This is a genomic window from Micromonospora sp. B006 (assembly GCF_003408515.1).
GTDB classification, from domain to species: domain Bacteria; phylum Actinomycetota; class Actinomycetes; order Mycobacteriales; family Micromonosporaceae; genus Micromonospora; species Micromonospora echinospora_A.
Window position 1 is genome coordinate 4,264,924 of sequence record NZ_CP030865.1, and the last position, 18,349, is coordinate 4,283,272.

General features: G+C 72.7%; 19 protein-coding genes and 1 riboswitch. Of the genes, 11 read left to right on the forward strand and 8 right to left on the reverse strand.

Going from position 1 to position 18,349, the window contains the following annotated elements; translation table 11 throughout:
* Window positions 1-79 precede the first annotated feature (79 nt).
* Together MicB006_RS19035 and MicB006_RS19040 are read left to right on the forward strand one after the other, a co-directional pair.
* Window positions 80-1,966, forward strand: a complete 1,887-nt coding sequence (locus MicB006_RS19035; protein ID WP_370013353.1) for a beta-N-acetylhexosaminidase — start codon at window positions 80-82, stop codon at window positions 1,964-1,966.
* An 843-nt stretch (window positions 1,967-2,809) separates the two neighbouring features.
* Window positions 2,810-3,463: a C39 family peptidase gene (locus tag MicB006_RS19040; RefSeq protein ID WP_116507915.1), complete on the forward strand. Its 654-nt coding sequence runs from the start codon at window positions 2,810-2,812 to the stop codon at window positions 3,461-3,463.
* Between the two features lie 58 nt (window positions 3,464-3,521).
* Here MicB006_RS19040 and dusB read toward each other — a convergent pair whose 3' ends face one another.
* Window positions 3,522-4,685 carry a tRNA dihydrouridine synthase DusB gene (gene dusB, locus MicB006_RS19045; protein WP_073831198.1) on the reverse strand — a complete coding sequence of 388 codons (1,164 nt, stop codon included), beginning with the start codon at window positions 4,683-4,685 and terminating at the stop codon, window positions 3,522-3,524.
* A 177-nt stretch (window positions 4,686-4,862) separates the two neighbouring features.
* Between dusB and MicB006_RS19050 the strand changes: the two genes are divergently transcribed.
* Entirely contained in the window at window positions 4,863-5,825 is a 963-nt protein-coding gene (locus tag MicB006_RS19050) for a type IV toxin-antitoxin system AbiEi family antitoxin domain-containing protein (protein WP_116507917.1), read from the forward strand.
* 130 nt (window positions 5,826-5,955) lie between these two features.
* A protein-coding gene (locus MicB006_RS19055) for an IS5 family transposase (RefSeq protein ID WP_210893946.1) occupies window positions 5,956-6,755 on the forward strand; the annotation gives its coding sequence in 2 pieces (ribosomal slippage) (window positions 5,956-6,292 and window positions 6,292-6,755; 801 coding nt in all).
* A gap of 34 nt (window positions 6,756-6,789) precedes the next feature.
* On the opposite strand, the gene MicB006_RS19060 is transcribed toward MicB006_RS19055, so the two are convergent.
* The 3 genes from MicB006_RS19060 to MicB006_RS19070 all read right to left on the reverse strand — a co-directional run bounded on the left by MicB006_RS19060 (window position 6,790) and on the right by MicB006_RS19070 (window position 9,192).
* Window positions 6,790-8,169, reverse strand: a complete 1,380-nt coding sequence (locus MicB006_RS19060) for a glycine--tRNA ligase (RefSeq protein WP_013475540.1) — start codon at window positions 8,167-8,169, stop codon at window positions 6,790-6,792.
* Window positions 8,170-8,282: 113 nt separating this feature from the next.
* Window positions 8,283-8,825, reverse strand: coding sequence for a hypothetical protein (locus MicB006_RS19065; RefSeq protein WP_225980419.1), 543 nt, complete (start codon window positions 8,823-8,825; stop codon window positions 8,283-8,285).
* Between the two features lie 25 nt (window positions 8,826-8,850).
* Window positions 8,851-9,192, reverse strand: a complete 342-nt coding sequence (locus MicB006_RS19070) for an antibiotic biosynthesis monooxygenase (RefSeq protein ID WP_116507921.1) — start codon at window positions 9,190-9,192, stop codon at window positions 8,851-8,853.
* Window positions 9,193-9,219: 27 nt separating this feature from the next.
* Between MicB006_RS19070 and MicB006_RS19075 the strand changes: the two genes are divergently transcribed.
* The 6 genes from MicB006_RS19075 to MicB006_RS19100 all read left to right on the forward strand — a co-directional run bounded on the left by MicB006_RS19075 (window position 9,220) and on the right by MicB006_RS19100 (window position 13,157).
* Window positions 9,220-9,483: a DUF6703 family protein gene (locus tag MicB006_RS19075; protein WP_073831194.1), complete on the forward strand. Its 264-nt coding sequence runs from the start codon at window positions 9,220-9,222 to the stop codon at window positions 9,481-9,483.
* Between the two features lie 87 nt (window positions 9,484-9,570).
* Complete coding sequence (locus MicB006_RS19080; protein ID WP_116507923.1) at window positions 9,571-10,518, forward strand: metal ABC transporter substrate-binding protein; 948 nt, start codon at window positions 9,571-9,573, stop codon at window positions 10,516-10,518.
* Window positions 10,515-11,279, forward strand: coding sequence for a metal ABC transporter ATP-binding protein (locus MicB006_RS19085; protein WP_116507925.1), 765 nt, complete (start codon window positions 10,515-10,517; stop codon window positions 11,277-11,279). The genes MicB006_RS19080 and MicB006_RS19085 overlap by 4 nt, the downstream gene beginning before the upstream one ends.
* A 1-nt stretch (window position 11,280) precedes the next feature.
* Complete coding sequence (locus tag MicB006_RS19090; RefSeq protein WP_116507927.1) at window positions 11,281-12,156, forward strand: metal ABC transporter permease; 876 nt, start codon at window positions 11,281-11,283, stop codon at window positions 12,154-12,156.
* Between the two features lie 43 nt (window positions 12,157-12,199).
* Complete coding sequence (locus MicB006_RS19095; RefSeq protein ID WP_030503145.1) at window positions 12,200-12,502, forward strand: metalloregulator ArsR/SmtB family transcription factor; 303 nt, start codon at window positions 12,200-12,202, stop codon at window positions 12,500-12,502.
* 52 nt (window positions 12,503-12,554) lie between these two features.
* Window positions 12,555-13,157: a hypothetical protein gene (locus MicB006_RS19100; RefSeq protein WP_116507929.1), complete on the forward strand. Its 603-nt coding sequence runs from the start codon at window positions 12,555-12,557 to the stop codon at window positions 13,155-13,157.
* Window positions 13,158-13,227: 70 nt separating this feature from the next.
* On the opposite strand, the gene MicB006_RS19105 is transcribed toward MicB006_RS19100, so the two are convergent.
* The 4 genes from MicB006_RS19105 to MicB006_RS19120 all read right to left on the reverse strand — a co-directional run bounded on the left by MicB006_RS19105 (window position 13,228) and on the right by MicB006_RS19120 (window position 17,482).
* Window positions 13,228-15,201: an acyl-CoA dehydrogenase family protein gene (locus MicB006_RS19105; protein WP_116507930.1), complete on the reverse strand. Its 1,974-nt coding sequence runs from the start codon at window positions 15,199-15,201 to the stop codon at window positions 13,228-13,230.
* 108 nt (window positions 15,202-15,309) lie between these two features.
* The gene (locus tag MicB006_RS19110) at window positions 15,310-15,810 is read right to left on the reverse strand and encodes a DUF6328 family protein (RefSeq protein WP_116507932.1); all 501 of its coding nucleotides are present in this window, start codon (window positions 15,808-15,810) and stop codon (window positions 15,310-15,312) included.
* A gap of 89 nt (window positions 15,811-15,899) precedes the next feature.
* Window positions 15,900-16,649: a sugar isomerase domain-containing protein gene (locus MicB006_RS19115; protein ID WP_116507934.1), complete on the reverse strand. Its 750-nt coding sequence runs from the start codon at window positions 16,647-16,649 to the stop codon at window positions 15,900-15,902.
* Window positions 16,646-17,482 (reverse strand): alpha/beta fold hydrolase, encoded by an 837-nt coding sequence (locus MicB006_RS19120; protein ID WP_192900099.1) that lies wholly within the window; start codon window positions 17,480-17,482, stop codon window positions 16,646-16,648. The genes MicB006_RS19115 and MicB006_RS19120 overlap by 4 nt, the downstream gene beginning before the upstream one ends.
* A 76-nt stretch (window positions 17,483-17,558) precedes the next feature.
* Window positions 17,559-17,665, forward strand: a riboswitch (TPP riboswitch).
* Window positions 17,666-17,740: 75 nt separating this feature from the next.
* On the opposite strand from MicB006_RS19120, the gene MicB006_RS19125 reads away from it, so the two are divergent.
* Window positions 17,741-18,331 carry an ECF transporter S component gene (locus MicB006_RS19125; protein ID WP_116507938.1) on the forward strand — a complete coding sequence of 197 codons (591 nt, stop codon included), beginning with the start codon at window positions 17,741-17,743 and terminating at the stop codon, window positions 18,329-18,331.
* Window positions 18,332-18,349: the final 18 nt, after the last annotated feature.

Below are 18,349 nucleotides of genomic sequence, written 5' to 3' on the forward strand. Positions count from 1 at the left end.
CGTACTCTTGACTCACTGCGTCTCGCGGATCCTCACCTTTGCCATATCCCGCGCGAATACACCCCTCGGAGCCGTCGCCGTGCCGACCACACCCACCGCCCCGGAGACCGGGCCGGAGCCGACCGACACCCGCCCCACCAGCACGTCCACCCACGACCAGGCCCCGCCGTCCGCCGACGCGGCGCCCTCGGCCGGTGCGGCGGCGGCCGACGTGGCAGCGCCCGCCGGTGCGGTGCGGTCCGCCGACGCGGCGGCGGGCGAAGGCGTGCCCGGTGCCGCGGGTGAGGTGCTGCCCGGCGTGCCGACGGCCGCCGCCGAGCTGGCGCGTGTCGCCGCGGGCCGGGCCGCCGAGGCGCTGGCCGGGCCGGCGCCGGTCCGGCTCGACGACGTGGTGCCCGCGCCCGAGCAGGTGTTCCCGGACCCCGCGGGCGACTTCACGCTGAGCGCGGACGCGGCGCTTCGGGTCAGCCCCGCCGGGCGGGACGTGGCCGAACAGCTCGCCGACTGGCTGCGCCCGGCCACCGGCTTCCCGCTGCCGGTCGCCGACGCGCCCGCCGGCCAGGACGGCCCGCTGACGCTCACGCTGTCGCCGTCCGCTCCGGACGCTGCTCCCGGGACCCGGGCGACCGACGACGGCTCCGGCGGGTCGGTCGGCGACGGGCTCGGGGACGAGGGCTACCGCCTCGACGTGGCCGCCACCGGCGTCCGGATCACCGCCGCCACCTCGGCCGGCTTGTTCCACGGCGCGCAGACGCTGCGACAGCTCCTGCCGGCGGCGATCGAGAACCGTACGCCGGTCGCCGCGCGCTGGGCCGTGCCCGGCGGCACTATCGTCGACCGTCCGCGCTTCCCCTACCGGGGCGCCATGCTCGACGTGGCCCGGCACTTCTTCGCCGTCGAGGACGTGCTGCGGATGGTCGACCACCTGGCCCGCTACAAGCTCAACCACCTGCACCTGCACCTCACCGACGACCAGGGCTGGCGCATCGCCGTCGACTCCTGGCCCCGGCTCACCGAGGTCGGCGGCGCGACGGCTGTCGGCGGCGGCCCCGGCGGCTGGTACTCCGGGGACGACTACCGGCGCATCGTCACGTACGCCGCCCGCCGCCACGTCACTGTGGTGCCCGAGATCGACCTGCCCGGCCACACCAACGCGGCGCTCGTCGCGTACCCCGAACTGGCGCCCGGCAAGGTCGCGCCCCCGCCGTACACCGGCACCGAGGTCGGGTTCAGCTACGTCGACCCCGAAGACGAACGGACGTACGCCTTCGTCGCCGACGTGGTCGGCGAGGTGGCCGCGCTGACGCCGGGGCCGTGGCTGCACCTCGGCGGCGACGAGGCGTTCAAGGTGCCGGCCGAGAGCTACCGCGCCTTCGTGGAGCGGGCGCAGCGGCTGGTGCAGGCCACCGGCAAGACGGTCGTCGGCTGGCACCAGCTCGCCCCGGCCGGGCACGTCGACGGGCGAGTCCTGCAGTGGTGGGGCACGAACGGCGACGACCCGGAGACGGCCGACGCGGTACGCCGGGGCGCCCGGCTGATCCTCTCCCCCGCCAACCACGCGTACCTGGACATGAAGTACGCGCCGGACACTCCGATCGGGCACGACTGGGCGGGCCTCATCGACGTGCGCCGGGCGTACGAGTGGGATCCGGGCACCCACGTGCGGGGCGTACCGGCCGAGGCCGTGCTGGGCGTGGAGGCGCCGCTGTGGACCGAGTCGGTGAGTACGCGGGCCGAGGTCGAGTACATGCTCTTCCCCCGCCTGCCCGCTGTCGCGGAGCTGGGCTGGTCACCGCGCGCCACGCACGACTGGTCCCGGTTCCGCGTGCGGCTCGCCGGCCACGGCCCGCGCTGGACCACCGCCGGCATCACCTTCCACACCGCCCCCGACATCCCCTGGCCCTCCACCCCCTCGTCCATCCCCACCCCCCGCCCACACCCGGAGGACAGCCCGAGCCGATCATGAAGTTGACGGCGACAAACCGGACACAAAACGCCGCCAACCTCATGATCACCGAAGCCGGTCCGAGATCTCGGTTCGAATTCGCCGGAGGGGCCCGAACCTTCAAGATCCTCAACAGCACCTGGCCCTGATACGGACAACTCGAACAAAAGGGCACCCACTGCGGCTTGATCGACTCCACTTCTCCGAAGTGGCGGCATCAGCACCCTTGATCAACACAATCTCGCCGAGGTGGTGGCATCAGAGCCTCCTCGACACCACCACTTCGGCGAGCTGGAGTCGATCCTGCCGGGCGGGACGGCCAAGCACGTGTTGACCAAGGATTTGTGGCCGTTCGGGGCGTTCGACTGACACAAACTCCTTGATCACCGCAGCCCACCCCGGCGATCAAGGAGCTTGTGTTCGTTATGGGCCCGCCTCAGGACACAAACTCCTTGATCAACCGCCGAGCGAGCGGGCGTTGGGTGGATTGTCCGGATTCGGGGTGGTGGGCGCCACGGCTGGGCCGGAATCGGGGCCGAGTGCGGGGCGTTGTACATGGCAGACCGCGCCGCACCCCGCCGACCACCCCGGCCCGCCCCCAGCGGGCAGGGAATCAGGTCGGTACGCCGGTCGTTACATCCCCGGGTCGCCGAGCAGGCCGAAGCGCCTGTCGAGCAGGCCGCCAGACCGGGCGACGCCCGCCGGGAATGACCCCGGGCCGCCGGTCGTTACATCCCCGAGCCGCCGGAGCAGGCCACCCCCTGGTCGCCCGTGCAGGCCACCGGCCCGAAGCACACACCGGGCCCCTTCGACTTCCGCGGCATCCCCCATCGCCGCGTACCCCCGACAGAGAGGCAACTGATCATGGCTACCACTCTGCTGCGCAAGACCGTTCTGACCGCTGCCGGTGTCGTCGCCACCGCCGGTGGCATCGCCGGTCCCGCGATCGCCGCCCAGGCCACCCCGGCCGAGCGCGCCGCCGCCCAGGTCACCACCGACCGCAAGCACGGCGAGCGGGAGCTGGACGTGCGCTACGAGGCGCAGCCCAACTTCTACTTCTGCGGCCCCGCCGCCGCCCGTAACGCGCTGAGCGTGCAGGGCAAGAACATCGACGTGCACGCCATGGCCAAGGAGATGGGCACCACCGAGGCCGGCACCAACTCCATCAACGACATCACCCCGATCCTGAACAAGGAGACCGGCAAGGACGTCTACAAGTCCACCGAGATCCCCGTGGACAAGGCCCGCGACCGCGACAAGGTCGACAAGCTGCGCGCCGACGTGGTCAAGACCGTCGACGACGGCCGTGCCGTGGTGGCCAACATCGCCGGCACCGCCACCGACACCGACGGCAACGCCCACTCCTTCGAGGGCGGCCACTACATCAGCGTGGTGGGCTACCGCGACGGCGGGAAGATCGTGACGATCGCCGACTCGGCCAACCCGACCCAGGCCTCCTACCGGATGGACGTCGACGAGCTCGCCCGCTGGATCGCCAGCCGCGGCTACAGCTCCTGACCCGATGACGAAGGGCCCGACCCCCACTGCGGGGTCGGGCCCTTCGTCGTGTCAGGGGTCAGCCGCCGGAGTCGTCCAGCTCGGCGCCGTCCGGCGGGGTGTCGTCGTCGCGGCTGGCCAGCCACCCGTCGGGCAGGAACACCTTGCCCGGGGAGTTGGTGCGGCCGCGCGGCTGGCCCAGGTTCTCCACCGGGAACGGTACGGCCGGGTCGAGCTTGCCGAGCAGGTCGTCGAGCTGCGCCAGGCTCTCGATCATGGCGAGCGAGCGGCGCAGCTCGCTGCCGATCGGGAAGCCCTTGAGGTACCAGGCGACGTGCTTGCGGAAGTCGGTGCAGCCGTCCCGCTCGCCCCGGGCCGGGTTGCGGGCGCCGGCCACGAACTGCTCCACCAGCAGCTCGGCGTGTCGGCGCATGGTCACCGCCACCTCGCCGAGCGAGGGCAGCCGCCGTTGCGGGCTGCCGTTGAACGCGGCCTCCAGGTCGGCGAAGAGCCACGGCCGGCCCAGGCAGCCGCGCCCGATCACCACGCCGTCGACGCCGGTGTGCGCGACCATCCGCAGCGCGTCGTCGGCCTCCCAGATGTCGCCGTTGCCGAGCACCGGCACGTCGAGGGCCGCCTTGAGCGTGGCGATCGCGTCCCAGTCGGCGGTGCCGGAGTAGCGCTGCGCGGCCGTACGCCCGTGCAGGGCGACCGCCGCGACGCCCGCGTCCTGCGCGGCGAGGCCCGCCTCGACGTACGTCAGGTGGTCGTCGTCGATGCCCTTGCGCATCTTGACGGTGACCGGCACCCCGGCGGGTGACGCGGCGTCGACAGCTGCCTTGACCAGCCGGGCGAAGAGCCGGCGGCGCCACGGCAGGGCCGAGCCGCCGCCACGGCGGGTGACCTTGGGTACGGGGCAGCCGAAGTTCAGGTCGATGTGGTCGGCGAGGTCACGCTCGACCACGATCCGCACGGCGGCGGCGGTGATCTCCGGGTCGGTGCCGTAGAGCTGGAGGCTGCGGGGCTGCTCCTCGGCGCCGAAGGCGATCATGCGGAGCGTCTTGGGGTTCCGCTCGACGAGCGCCCGGGTGGTGATCATCTCGCAGACGTAGATGCCGCCGCCCTGCTCGCGGCAGAGCCGGCGGAAGCCGACGTTGGTGATCCCGGCCATCGGCGCGAGCACCACCGGCGGCCACACCTGGTGCGGGCCGATGGTCAGCGCGGGCAGCGTCGGGGCAGTCACCGCCCAAGTGTAAGGAAGGGCCCTTCTTAACGTCTCCGGTAGTGCAAGGGCCCCTTCTTAACAGGACCCATATCACAGCCGGCCCGCCACGAGACGGTTCTCCACACCAGGGCCCGGTGTCCACAGGGCGGGCGCGCGGGCCGGAAGAGAAGCGGTCGAGGGCGCAGGCTGCCGCGCATGCCTGAACAGCCACCCGAACTCAGCGACCTGGCGGAACGCCAGCAGCAGATCGTCACGCGGACGCAGCTTCTCGGCGTCGGATTCGACGACATGTACCTGTACCGGCAGACCCGGCGCGGCCTGTGGCAGCGCGTGCTGCCGGCGACGTACGCGCTCGTCAGCGGCACCCTCACCGACGAGCAGCGACGCATCTCGGCGGCGCTCTACGCGGGCGCCGACGCGCAGCTCACCGGCCTGGCCGCCCTCATCTGGTACGGCTTCCGGCACAGCCCGCGCACCGCTGACGTACACCTGATCCTGCCGCACCACGTGCGACGCCGCTCGGCCGGTCACGCGGTGATCGCGCGGGCCCTGGAGCTTGATCCGCGGGCCCGGCGGACCGCGCTGTACCCGGTGTGCTCGCCGGCGCGGGCGGTGGTGGACGCCGCCCGCGACCTGCGCCACCTGCGGCCGGTACGGGCGACGGTGGCCGAGGCGGTGCAGCGCGGCTTCACCGACCTGGACAGCCTGGACGCGGAGATCCGGCGGGCCCGGCGCAGCCGCACCGCCCTGATCCGGAAGGCGTTCGCGGAGATCACCGACGGGGTCCGCTCGGCGCCGGAGACGGAGCTGCGGGAGTGCCTGGGCAGCAGCCGCGTGCTCAGCGAGATCCTGTGGAATCCGCGGCTGTCGGCGGCCGACGGCGCCCGGCTGCCGACGCCGGACGGCTACCTCGCCGAGTGCGCGGTGGCGCTGGAGGTCGACTCGCGGGAGTACCACCTCAGCCCGGCCGACTGGGCGCGGACGCTGGACCGGCACAACGAGCTGAGCCGGCACGGGGTGCTCGTCCTGCACTTCACGCCGGCGCAGATCCGCCGGGAGCCGGGCCGCGTGCGGCGCACGGTGGAGGACGCGTACGCGGCCCGGCGCGGCGTGGGCACCCGGACCGGTGTACGGGCGGAGCCGATCTCCCCCGGGTGACGGGTGTTAAGAAGGGGCCCCTTCTCTACGCCAGGCGTTAAGAGGTCCTAACTTAATGATGTTGGGCGTAACCGACCGGATGTGAGGGTCGTTTCGTCTGGACGTGAGGAGGGGTGAGCAGCCGCCGTGGATCGTCTCGGATGAGTTGTGGGCCGAGATCGCACCGCTGCTGCCACCCCGCCCACCACGCCGCCGCCGGTACCCGGGGCGCAAGCCGCTGGATGACCGCAAGGTGCTGTGCGGGATCTTGTTCGTGCTCTACACCGCGATCCCGTGGGAGTACCTGCCCCAGGAACTCGGGTTCGGCTCCGGGATGACCTGCTGGCGCAGGTTGCGGGACTGGAACCAGGCGGGGGTGTGGCAACGGCTGCACGAGGTGCTGCTGGCCCGGCTGCGCGGCGCGGGCCAGTTGGACATGTCGAGGGCGGTGATCGACGGCTCCCACATCCGGGCGCTCAAGGGCGGCCCAAAACTGGTCCGAGCCCGGTCGACCGCCGCAAGCCTGGCTCGAAACACCACGTCATCACCGACGCCGGCGGCATCCCTCTCGCGGTCACGCTGACCGGCGGCAACCGCCACGACTCCACCCAGACCACCGCCCTGCTCGACGCCATCCCCCCGATCGGCGGACGCCCCGGCCCGCCACGGCGGCGCCCCGACCGGCTGTATGCCGATCGGGGCTACGACTACGACAGCCACCGCCAACAGATCCGGGCCCGCGGCGTCACCCCCGTCATCGCCCGACGCGGCACACCCCACGGCTCTGGCCTCGGCACCCGACGCTGGGTCGTCGAACGCACCATCGCCTGGCTGCACTGGTTCCGCCGCCTGCGCATCCGCTGGGAAATCCGCGACGACATCCACCAAGCCTTCCTCAGCCTCGCCTGCGCCCTCATCTGCTGGCGCCAACTCCAACGCACCCAAAGTTAGGAGTTCTAAGAAGGGGCCCTTCCTTACATCAAGCTCAGCAGCCGGGGAGGCGCTCGATCAGGTAGCGCTCGACCTGGTCCAGCGAGACGCGCTCCTGGGCCATGGTGTCCCGGTTCCGGACCGTCACCGCGTTGTCGTCGAGCGTGTCGAAGTCGACCGTGACGCAGAACGGCGTGCCGATCTCGTCCTGCCGGCGGTAGCGGCGGCCGATCGCCTGCGAGTCGTCGAACTCGACCACCCAGCGCTTGCGCAGGTCGGTGGCGAGCTGCTTGGCCTTCGGCGACAGCGCCTCGTTGCGCGACAGCGGCAGCACCGCGACCTTGACCGGGGCGAGCCGCGGGTCGAAGCGCATGACCGTGCGCTTGTCCACGCCGCCCTTGGTGTTCGGCGCCTCGTCCTCGTCGTACGCCTCCAGCAGGAACGCCAGCACCGCGCGGGTGAGACCGGCGGCCGGCTCGATCACGTACGGCATCCAGCGCTCGCCCTTGCCCTGGTCGAAGTACGACAGGTCGACGCCGGAGTGCTTGCTGTGCGTGGACAGGTCGAAGTCGGTGCGGTTGGCGATGCCCTCCAGCTCGGCGAACTCGCTGCCGCCGAACCGGAACCGGTACTCGATGTCGACGGTGCGCTTCGAGTAGTGGGAGAGCTTCTCCTTGGGGTGCTCGTAGAAGCGCAGGTTCTCCTCGGACAGGCCGAGGTCGAGGTACCAGTTCCAGCGCTCGGAGAGCCAGTACTCGTGCCACTGCTCGTCGGTGCCGGGCTCGACGAAGAACTCCATCTCCATCTGCTCGAACTCGCGCGTCCGGAAGATGAAGTTGCCCGGGGTGATCTCGTTGCGGAACGACTTGCCGGTCTGCGCGATGCCGAACGGCGGCTTCTTGCGGGCGACCGTCTCGACGTTCTTGTAGTTGACGAAGATGCCCTGGGCGGTCTCCGGGCGCAGGTAGTGCATGCCCTCGTCGCTCTCCACCGGGCCCAGGTAGGTCTTCATCAGGCCGTTGAACATCTTCGGCTCGGTGAAGGTGCCCTTGTTGCCGCAGTTGGGGCAGTTCAGCTCCGTCAGCGAGGTCAGCGGCTTGCCGTGCTTGGCCTCGTACGCCTCTTCCAGGTGGTCTGCCCGGAACCGCTTGTGGCAGGACTGGCACTCGGTGAGCGGGTCGACGAACTCGGCGATGTGGCCGCTGGCCTCCCAGACCTTGCGGGCCAGGATGACAGCCGAGTCGAGGCCGACGACGTCGTCGCGCTGCTGCACCATGGTGCGCCACCACTGCCGGCGGACGTTCTCCTTCAGCTCGACGCCGAGCGGACCGTAGTCCCAGGCCGACCGGGTGCCCCCGTAGATCTCGCTGGAGGGAAAGACGAAGCCCCGGCGCTTGGCGAGGCTGGTGACGGCGTCGATACGGTCGGCTGGCATGTTTCCTCCTACGCCGGCTGGCGGTCGGCGCGGTTGAGATGGATGGAACCGGGCTGTTCGGGACAACGGTACGACCGTGTTCGTCCCGGGCCCAGCAGAATACCGGGGGCCGGTCAGCTCACCCCGCAGACCTCCACGCCGCCCGTCTGCTGGTCCGGGGCCAGTGTCACGGTCTGCGCCTCCCGCCGGCCGCCGGCCAGCGTGACGTCCACGGGCACGGTGAGCGTGGTGATGTCGACCTCGCCGACCCGGTAGCCGGAGATCTGCGGCTCGGTGGCCACCCGCCGCTCGAACTCCCGCCGGGGCTCGCGTCGGCGGAGGTCGGCGCAGAGCGTGTCGTACGCCTTGGACCACTCCCGGGCCACGAGCGCCTGGTAGTAGTCGCTGGTGACGGCCCGGCCCTGCTCGCCGATCGCCTGGGCGTTGCTCACCGCCAGGCCGACCACCGCCGCGCCGCCCCCGCCGCAGCAGATCAGCACGGCCAGCGCGCCGGCGCCGAGGCCGAGCCAGAGCCGGGTCCGCCCGCCCTCGGTGGGCGGGGCGGCGAACGGCGGCGCGGCGCCGGGCCCCTGCGGCGGCGCGGGTGTCCCCGGGTCCGCCGGCGGCGCGGGCGGCACTGACGACGGGGGTGGCGCGGCCGGTCCGGGAGCGGTCATACGCGCCAGGGTAGTGCCCCGGCACTCACCGGTAAGGACCTGCGGCCCGATCGCTGGCGACGACGACGATCTCCCCCTCGGGGGCGGCGCCGGCGAGCGTCTCGTACGCCGACGGCTCGTCCACCGATCGGGCGAGCAGCGGCACGGCGGCGACCTTGACGTCGAACCCGCCGAGCGCCCGCCGGTACGCCCCGACCGACTCCCACTCGGTGGCCAGGAGCCAGTGGTCCGGATCGTCGAGCGCGCGGAGCAGCTCACCGCGCAGGTAGCCGGGGCGGGCGGCCAGCGCGGCCAGCGCGGCGTGCGCCTCCCGGGTGAACTCGTCCACCGTTTCGGCTTCCACCACGAACCGGTTGGTGACCAGCACGGCGTTCCTCCTCGTAGAGTTTGTGGCATGCAGCGTACGCAGAGTCCCGTGCTGTCCCGGTTGGCACGGCTCAACCCGACGGCGGTGTTCCTCGCCGTACTGGCCCTGATGCTGGTCGGCCTCTTCGCGCCCGGCCCGGCGGGCGGCGTCCTGCTGCTGGCGCTGGCCGGCGGCCTGGTCTGGCTGATGTCGGTCACCTGGCCGGTGCAGGCCCCGGCGACCCGGATTCTCCGGCTGGTGATGCTCACCCTGTTGATCACGGTGGCGCTGGCGAAGCTCATGGTCGGCTGAGTGCGGGAGCAGAGCCGAGCTGACCTGCGCTGACATGCAATCATGCGTTTTTGACAATAGTTTTCGTTGTCGCGGACAGTTGAGCCCATGACCGTTCGCGCACCTCGCCGTATCCTGACCGCCGCAGCCACCGCCCTGCTCGCCGCCGCCGGCCTGACCGCCTGCGCGGACGGCACGGGTGCCGCGAGCGAGCCGGGCAAGGTCGGCGTGGTGGCCGCGTTCTACCCGCTGCAGTTCCTGTCCGAGCGGATCGGCGGCGACACTGTCACGGTCAGCAACCTGACCAAGCCCGGCGCGGAGCCGCACGACCTGGAACTCAACCCGCGGCAGGTCGGCCAGGTCGTCGACGCCGACGTGGTCGTCTACCTCAGCGGCTTCCAGCCGGCGGTGGACGAGGCGGTGGAGCAGAACGGCGGCGACCGCGCGTTCGACGTGGCGGGCGTCACGCCGCTGCGCGACGCCGCCGCCGGTGGTCACGACCACGACCACGAGGGCGAGGCCGGGCACTCCGGGGAGGGCGGCGGCAAGGACCCGCACGTCTGGCTCGACCCGACCCGGCTGGCCACCATCGGCGACAAGCTCGCCGAGCGCCTCGGCAGGGCCGACCCGGAGCACGCCGCCGACTACACCGCCCGCGCCGGCGCGCTGCGCGCCGAGCTGACGAAGCTGGACACCGAGTTCACCGACGGCCTGCGCACCTGCGCGCGCCGGGAGATCGTGACCAGCCACGCCGCGTTCGGCTACCTCACCGAGCGCTACCAGCTGGAGCAGATCGGCATCAGCGGGCTCACCCCGGAGTCCGAGCCGTCCCCGCAGCGCCTCGCCGAGGTCGCCGAGGAGGCCCGCGAGCACCAGGCCGGCACGATCTTCTTCGAGACGCTGGTCAGCCCGAAGGTCGCCGAGACGATCGCGCGCGAGGTGGGCGCGAAGACGGCGGTGCTGGACCCGCTGGAGGGCCCGCCCGCCGACGGCGACTACCTCTCCGCGATGCGCGCCAACCTGCAGACCCTGCGAACCGCCCTGGACTGTTCATGACCTCACCCGTGATCGAGATCGCGCACGCCACAGTCGGCTACGACGGCCGCCCGGTGCTGCGCGACGTCTCGCTGACAGTGACCGCCGGCGAGGTGGTCGCCGTGCTCGGCGCCAACGGCTCCGGCAAGTCGACGCTCGTGCGCGCCGCGCTCGGCCTGGTGCCGGTCGGCGCCGGGTCGGTCGCCCTGTTCGGCACGCCGCAGCGCCGCTTCCGGCAGTGGCACCGCATCGGGTACGTGCCGCAGCGGCTCGGCGCGGGCAGCGGAGTGCCCGCCACCGTGCGCGAGGTGGTGGCGTCCGGGCGGCTGGCCCGCCGCGGCGTGCTGCGGCCCGCCGGACGGGCGGACCGGGAGGCGGTGGCGGCGGCGCTGGACGCGGTCGGGCTCGCCGACCGGGCCGGTGACCCGGTGTCCACGCTCTCCGGCGGCCAGCAGCAGCGCACCCTGATCGCCCGCGCGCTGGCCGGCGGGCCGGAGCTGCTGGTGCTCGACGAGCCGACCGCCGGGGTGGACGCGGCCAGCCAGGAGGCGTTCGCCGGGGCGCTGCGCTCGTTCCGCGACGGCGGCGGCACGGTGCTGCTCGTCGCGCACGAGCTGGGCCCGCTGCGCCCGCTGATCAGCCGGGCCGTGGTGGTGCACCAGGGCGGCATCGCCCACGACGGCGCGGTGCCGGAACCCGCCGGCCACCACGCCGACCCCGACCACGAGCACGTGCACCCGCACTGCGACGAGGAGCCCGCCCGGCTCTGGACAGGCATCTGAGATGGACCTCTTCCAGTACGACTTCATGCTCCGCGCCCTGGTCGGCGCGCTGATCATCGGGCTGGCCGCGCCCGCGCTCGGCATCTACCTGGTGCAGCGGCGGCTGGCCCTGATCGGCGACGGCATCGGGCACGTGGCGCTCACCGGCGTCGGCGCGGGCCTGCTGCTCAACCGCTCCCCCGTGCTGGTGGCGGTGATCGCCGCGACGCTCGGCGCGATCGTCATCGAGCTGGTCCGGGCGTACGGGCGCACCTCCGGCGACCTGGCGCTGGCGCTGCTGTTCTACGGCGGCATCGCCGGTGGCGTGGTGCTGGTCGGGCTCTCCGACGCCAGCAGCGGGGCGCTCAACGCGTACCTGTTCGGGTCGCTGACCACCACCTCGCAGGGTGACCTGGTCACCATCGGCGTGCTCGGCGCGGCGCTGCTGGTGACCATGCTGGTGCTGCGTCCGGCGCTGTTCGCGGTCTGCCACGACGAGGAGTACGCGCGCGTCTCCGGCCTGCCGGTACGCGCGCTGAACCTGATCATCGCGGTCGGCACCGCGATCACGGTGACGATCGCCATGCGGGCGGTCGGCGTGCTGCTGATCAGCGCGCTGATGGTGGTGCCGGTGGCCGCCGCGCAGCAGGTGACCCGGGGCTTCCGGTCCACCATGGCGGCGGCCATGGCGCTGGGGCTGTTCGCCGCCGGCGCCGGGGTCTGGGTCGCGGCCACCGCCGACACCGCGCCCGGCGCGTCGGTGGTGCTGGTGGCGATCGGCTCGTTCCTGCTGGTCGCGCTCGGCGCGGCCGGGGTGCGGGCGGTGCGGCGCCGGACCGGGAACGACCGGGTCGCGCCGCCGGCCGAGCCCGCCGAGCACGAGGTGCTGCTCGGATGAGGCCCTACCGGCTGACGCAGCTGGGATTGGTTACCGTTACAGCGTGACCGGCACGAACGGGTACGACGCCTTCGAGGGTGCGGGTGACCTGCTGCGCGCGCTCTCGGCCCCGATCCGGCTCGCGATCGTGAGCGAACTGGCCGAGGGCGAGCGCTGCGTGCACGAACTGGTCGAGAAGCTCGGCGCGCCGCAGCCGCTGGTCTCCCAGCACCTGCGCGTGCTGCGCGGCGCCGGGGTGGTACGCGGGTCGCGGCGCGGCCGGGAGATCGCGTACGCCCTGGTGGACGACCACGTCGCGCACATCGTGGCGGACGCGGTCAGCCACGCCGGTGAAGGGCCGTCCTGAGGCGCGAAACTGTCTCGTGCCGGGGCGCCCGCGTCGTGGCAGGCTGTCCGGCGTGAAGATTTACGCCGACCGTTTTCCCACCGCCGTCCGCCAGTTCCTCACCGACCTGCTCGTGGTCGCCTGGGTGTACGCGGCGATCCGCTTCGCGCTGTGGCTGCACGACGTGGTCGAGAAGCTCGCCGTACCCGGGCAGAAGCTGGAGGGGGCCGGCGGTGGGCTCGCCGACAACCTGGCCGACGCCGGCGGCAAGGTTGGCCGGGTGCCGATCGTCGGCGACGAGCTGACCGCGCCGTTCACCCGGGCCGCCGACGCCGCCCGCGCGGTCGCCGAGGCGGGCCGCGACCAGCAGGAGCTGGTCGGGCAGCTGGCGCTCGGGCTGACCATCGCGGTGCTGGTGTTCCCGCTCGGCCTGGTGCTGTTCGGCTGGCTGCCGCTGCGGGTGCGCTGGATGCGCCGGGCCGGCGCGGCGAAGGCCCTGGCCGGCGTGCCGGCCGGCCGGGACCTGCTGGCGCTGCGCGTGCTGGCCGGCCAGCCGCTGTCGAAGCTGACCCGGATCGCGCCGGACGTCGCCGAGGCGTGGCGGCGCGGCGACGACGAGACAGTCGACGCGCTCGCCGCGCTGGAGCTGCGCGGCCTGGGGTTGCGCGGACGCTGAGGCGCGCGGCGCCGGGCCGCCCGTGCCCCGGCGCGAGGGCGGGGCACGGCCAGCCGGCGTCGGTCGGCGGTCAGCCCGCGGGCGGAATCCGGCGGCGGACGTCCTCGGCGGTGGACGGGCCGGGTTCCCAGCGCGCGACCCAGGGCAGGTCGGCGGGCGGCGTGAGGACGCCGTCCTCCAGCGAGGCGTACCGGCCGGCGACGATGCGCTTGGCGGCTGCTACGTCGACCGAGTCGGTGTTCGACCACAGGCCGGTGAACAGCTCGTCGACGCGCAGCCGGGCCTGACGGCAGAACAGGTCGGCCAGCTCGACGTTCTCCGGGTGCGCGTCCCGCTCGGCGTGGGCCCGGACGCAGACGGCGCTCATCGCGAACAGCTCCGCGCCGATGTCCACCACCCGGCCGAGGAACGCCTGCTTGCGCTCCATCTTTCCCTGCCACCGGGACATGGCGTAGAACGTCGACCGGGCCAGCTTGCGGGAGGTCCGCTCGACGTGGCGCAGGTGCCCGGCCAGCGGCCCGAACTCCTGGTACGCCCCGGGCGTCTGCCCCTTGCCGACGGCGAGCGTGGGCAGCCACTTCGCGTAGAAGGCGCCGGCCCGCGCGCCCGCCTTCGCCTTGCGGCCCAGCCCGGCGTCGGGGTCGATGATGTCGCCCGCGACGGACAGGTGCGCGTCGACCGCCTCCCGCGCGATCAGCAGGTGCATGATCTCGGTGGAGCCCTCGAAGATCCGGTTGATCCGCAGGTCGCGCAGGAGCTGCTCGACGGCGGCCGGCCGTTCACCCCGGGCGGCGAGCGAGTCGGCCGTCTCGTACCCGCGTCCGCCGCGGATCTGGATCAGCTCGTCGGCGATCCGCCAGGCCATCTCGCTGGCGTAGAGCTTGACCAGCGCCGCCTCGATGCGGATGTCGTTGCGGTCGTCGTCGGCGAGCATGCAGGACAGGTCGAGCATGGACTCCATGCCGTACGTGGTGGCGGCGATGAACGACAGCTTCTTCGCCACCGCCTCGTGCTCGGCCACCGGGCGGCCCCACTGGACCCGGTCCGCCGCCCACTCCCGGGCCACGTTCAGCGCCCACTTCCCGGCGCCCACGCACATGGCCGGCAGCGAGAGCCGGCCGGTGTTCAACGTGGTCAGCGCGATCTTCAGGCCCTTGCCCTCGCCGCCGATCACGTTCTCGGCCGGCACGAAGACGTCGTGGAACCGGGTGAGGCTGTTCTCCAGACCGCGCAGCCCGACGAAGGAGTTGCGCCGCTCGACGGTGATGCCGTCGCTGTCGCCCTCCACCACGAACGCGGTGATGCCGCCGCGCCGTCCCTCGCCGGCCGGTACCCGGGCCATCACCACGAGCAGGGTGGCGAGCGTGCCGTTGGTGGCCCAGAGTTTCACCCCGTTGAGCCGGTAGCCCGTGCCGTCGGCGGTGGGCTCGGCGATGGTGGCGAGCCGGGCCGGGTCGGAGCCGACGTCCGGCTCGGTGAGCAGGAACGCGGAGACCTCACCGGCGGCGAGCCGGGGCAGGAAGCGTTCCTTCTGCTCGGGCGTGCCGAACATCTTCAGCGGCTGCGGCACGCCGATCGACTGGTGCGCGGAGAGCAGCGCGCTCACCGCCGGGTTCACCGAGCCGACGAGCATCAGCGCCCGGCAGTAGTGCAGGTTGCTCAGCCCGAGCCCGCCGTACTTCCGGTCGATCTTCATGCCGAACGCGCCGAGCCCGGCCAGGCCGTGGAACACCTCGTCGGGGATGCGGGCGTCCCGCTCGATCGCCTCGCCGTCCACCTCGGACCCCAGGTACGTGCGCAGCGCTCCGAGGAACTCGTCCGCGCGGGCCACGTCGGCCGGGTCGGGGCGGGGCCAGGGGTCGATCAGGTCGAGGCGGAACCGGCCGAGGAACAGCTCCTTGCCGAAGCTGGGCCGGTCCCAGGCCGACTCGCGGGCCGCCTCGGCGACCTGGCGGGCCTCCTTCTCGGTGACCTGGCCCGCCTCGGTGGGCAGCGGCCCCGCGCCGTCGGGGGACTCGGGCCGGCTGTTCTGTGTCGTGGTCACGGCTGCCTCCTCGTCGGTCCGGCTGCGTCGACGCGCTCGACGAAAACGACGCTACCCCCGGGTGTTACCCAGGGGTAGCGCCGCGTGCACGTCCGATTTGGCGGACGGTCAGTCGGTCAGCGACTGCGGGCTGTCGTCCTCGTCGTCGATGTCGTCGTCGCCCCAGTTGCGGCGGCTGAACGGCAGGACCGCCCAGAAGATCAGGAACCAGACCCCGGTGAGCGCGCTGAGCAGGAACGCGATCGGCCGGTCCAGCACGAAGTCGGAGACCAGCAGGACCGAGCTGACCATCGCGATCAGCATGAAGAACAGGCCGCCGGTGGCCATCCGGTGGGCGAAGCGCACCAGTTCCGGCTTGCGTCCCTGGCGGAACAGCGCCCGGTGGAACGCGACCGGAGAAATGATCATCGCGGCGGACGCGGCGGCGGTCAGCAGCGCCAGAATGTAGACGTCCCGCTGGAACTCGGTGGTCCGGTCGAACCCGGCGCTGAACGGCAGCGTCAGCAGGAAGGCGAACAGGATCTGCACACCGGTCTGCGCGACCCGCAGCTCCTGCAACAGGTCGGCGAAGTTGCGCTGCCAGCGCTGCTTCTCGGATTCCTTGGACACTCGCGGACCTCCCCGGGAGACGGCACGGCCGGCGGGAAACGCCCACCGGCGCACCGCCTGTGCCCCGTCCGGGCGATCGCGAAACCGCCTCAGGAGCCGCGGCGGATGCGCCCCGCGTACCGTGCCTCCAGCTCGGCGTTGTGCTCGTCGCCGCCGGTGATGTTCGCGGACAGGTAGACCGGCGGACGCTCCCCCGCGGCGACCAGCCGGGCCACCACCTCGGCGACGATCTGCTGGGCCAGCAGCGCCGCGGTGATCGACGAGACCGCGCCCACCGCGCCGCCGCCCGGCAGCGGCAGCGTCGCGTCTCCGTACGGGGCGCCGTTGTCCAGCACCACGTCCGCGAAGTCGGCGAGCTTGCGGCCGGACGGGTGCCGCGAGGTCATCCGGCCCGAGTGCTGCGCCGAGGTGATCGCCACCAGCCCGTGCCCGCGTTCCTTCACGATGGACGCGAACTCGACCATCGCGCCGTTCACGCCTGAGTTCGAGGCGAGCACGAACACGTCCTGCGGGCGGATCGGCGCCAGCTCGTAGAGGCGGTGCGCCACCGCCGGGTCGCGTTCCAGCTTCGGGCCGAGCACGTCGGCCGGGTCGCCGCCGACCAGCACCAGGTCCCGCAGCGCGATCCGGTTGGTGGGCACCAGCCCGCCGGCCCGCCCGGCGATCTCCATGGCCAGCGCCTCGGAGTGCCCGGTGCCGAACGCGTGCACCACACCGTCGGCGCGCAGCGCCGCCGCGATCAGGTCGGCCGCGTCGGCCACGTTCTGCCGCTGCTCGGCGGCGACCCGGCCGATCGTCTCCGTCACCACCGCCAGGTACGCCTCGGCGCTCACCGTCATGCCTCCTCCGTTCCTGCGCACCGGGCGAGGATCGCGTCGGCCAGCGGGCCGGGCGCCTCGTCCGGGATCCAGTGGGTGACACCGGGCAGCGTCACGAACCGGTAGTCACCGGTGACGTGCGCGGCGCACGCCTGCGCGGCGGTCCGGCCGATCGCCACGTCCTTGTCGCTCCACACGAACGTGGTCGGCACCCCGACCGGGGCGACCGCCTTCATGTCCGCCCCGGTCATCGCGCGGTACCAGTTCAGCGCCGCCGTCAACGCCCCCGGCTCGCGCATCGGCTCGGCGTACCGGGCCACCGCGCCGGCGTCGCCCACACCGCTGAGCAGCTTGCGCAGCGTGGCGGCGTTCAGCGCCAGCAGCACCCGCTCCGCCGTACCGGGCTTGCGGAACAACGCGATGTAGGCGGACTTCATCTTCTGCCGGGGGTCGGTGGCGAGCGCGTGGCCCATGGCGGCCGGGTGCGGCACCGACACCGCGGTCAACGTTTGCACCCGCTCCGGGTGCGCCGCCGCCAGGCCCCACGCGACGATCGCGCCCCAGTCGTGGCCGACCAGGTGCGCGCGGGTCACCCCGAGCGCGTCCAGCACGCCGGCCGCGTCGGCCACCAGCTCCGGAATCCGGTACGCCCCGACGTCCGCCGGCCGTGCCCCGGGCGAGTAGCCGCGCTGATCGAGCGCGTACGTGCGCAGCCCGGCGGCGTGCAGCGCGGGCGTGACCGCGTCCCACTCGCCGGAGTGCTGTGGGAAGCCGTGCAGCAGCAGGACCGGGTCACCGCCCTCGGGGCCGCCGGCGCGTACCTCGAACGTCAGTCCCCGCGCATCCACCAGCATGATCGCCACCATACCGACACTCGCCCTGCTGGGCCGGTGCCCGTGGTCGGTGCTAGCGTCTGCGACGAGACAACTTCACATCCGACAGGGGAGCGCACAGCGCTGAGAGTGCGGGCCGATGCCCGCAGACCCTCGAACCTGATCTGGGTAATGCCAGCGCAGGGAGTTCGGTCGACCTCCAGCCGCGTCGCCGTCCGGTGACCACCGGGCGCGGCGTGCGTCTTCTCCTGGTTCACCTCGACGAACTGGGAGCCAACCGTGAACCACACCGACAGCAATCGCTGGCGTACCGTCGACATCGTCGTCGCCTCGGTCATCGCCGTCGCCTTCGGCGTCGTCTTCTGGGCCTGGGGCCTGCTCTGGAGCGCCACCGACGCGGCGTTCGCGTTCTTCCCACCGGCGCAGGCAGTGCTCTACGGCGTGTGGCTGATCCCGGCGGTGCTCGCCGGCCTGATCATCCGCAAGCCGGGCGCCGCCCTGTACTGCGAGACGGTGGCCGCCATCATCTCCGCCCTGCTGGGCAGCCAGTGGGCGAGCATCGTGATCCTCCAGGGCCTGATGCAGGGCATCGGCGCCGAGCTGGCGTTCGCCGCGTTCCGGTACCGCTCGTTCCGCCTGCCGGTGGCGACGCTGGCCGGCGCGCTGACCGGCCTCGGCGCGGCGATCTTCGACTTCGTCTACTGGAACAAGGCGTACGACTTCGCCTCCTACCGCCTCCCGTACGCGCTGATCACGATCGTCAGCGCCACGATCGTCGCCGGTCTGGGCGCGCACGTCCTCACTCGCGCGCTGGCGAACACCGGCGTGCTGGACCGCTTCCCCGCCGGCCGCGACCGCGCCCTGGTCTAGCGCTCCCACCCACCCCCG

What these genes read in the sequence shown, in the direction of transcription:
- MicB006_RS19050 (WP_116507917.1), top strand. Translation starts at nt 4,863, where the DNA reads ATGCCTGAACAGCCACCCGAACTCAGCGACCTGGCGGAACGCCAGCAG.
- MicB006_RS19040 (WP_116507915.1), top strand. Translation starts at nt 2,810, where the DNA reads ATGGCTACCACTCTGCTGCGCAAGACCGTTCTGACCGCTGCCGGTGTC.
- MicB006_RS19120 (WP_192900099.1), bottom strand. Translation starts at nt 17,482, where the DNA reads ATGCTGGTGGATGCGCGGGGACTGACGTTCGAGGTACGCGCCGGCGGC.
- MicB006_RS19090 (WP_116507927.1), top strand. Translation starts at nt 11,281, where the DNA reads ATGGACCTCTTCCAGTACGACTTCATGCTCCGCGCCCTGGTCGGCGCG.
- MicB006_RS19075 (WP_073831194.1), top strand. Translation starts at nt 9,220, where the DNA reads ATGCAGCGTACGCAGAGTCCCGTGCTGTCCCGGTTGGCACGGCTCAAC.
- MicB006_RS19065 (WP_225980419.1), bottom strand. Translation starts at nt 8,825, where the DNA reads ATGACCGCTCCCGGACCGGCCGCGCCACCCCCGTCGTCAGTGCCGCCC.
- MicB006_RS19115 (WP_116507934.1), bottom strand. Translation starts at nt 16,649, where the DNA reads ATGACGGTGAGCGCCGAGGCGTACCTGGCGGTGGTGACGGAGACGATC.
- MicB006_RS19085 (WP_116507925.1), top strand. Translation starts at nt 10,515, where the DNA reads ATGACCTCACCCGTGATCGAGATCGCGCACGCCACAGTCGGCTACGAC.
- MicB006_RS19080 (WP_116507923.1), top strand. Translation starts at nt 9,571, where the DNA reads ATGACCGTTCGCGCACCTCGCCGTATCCTGACCGCCGCAGCCACCGCC.
- MicB006_RS19060 (WP_013475540.1), bottom strand. Translation starts at nt 8,169, where the DNA reads ATGCCAGCCGACCGTATCGACGCCGTCACCAGCCTCGCCAAGCGCCGG.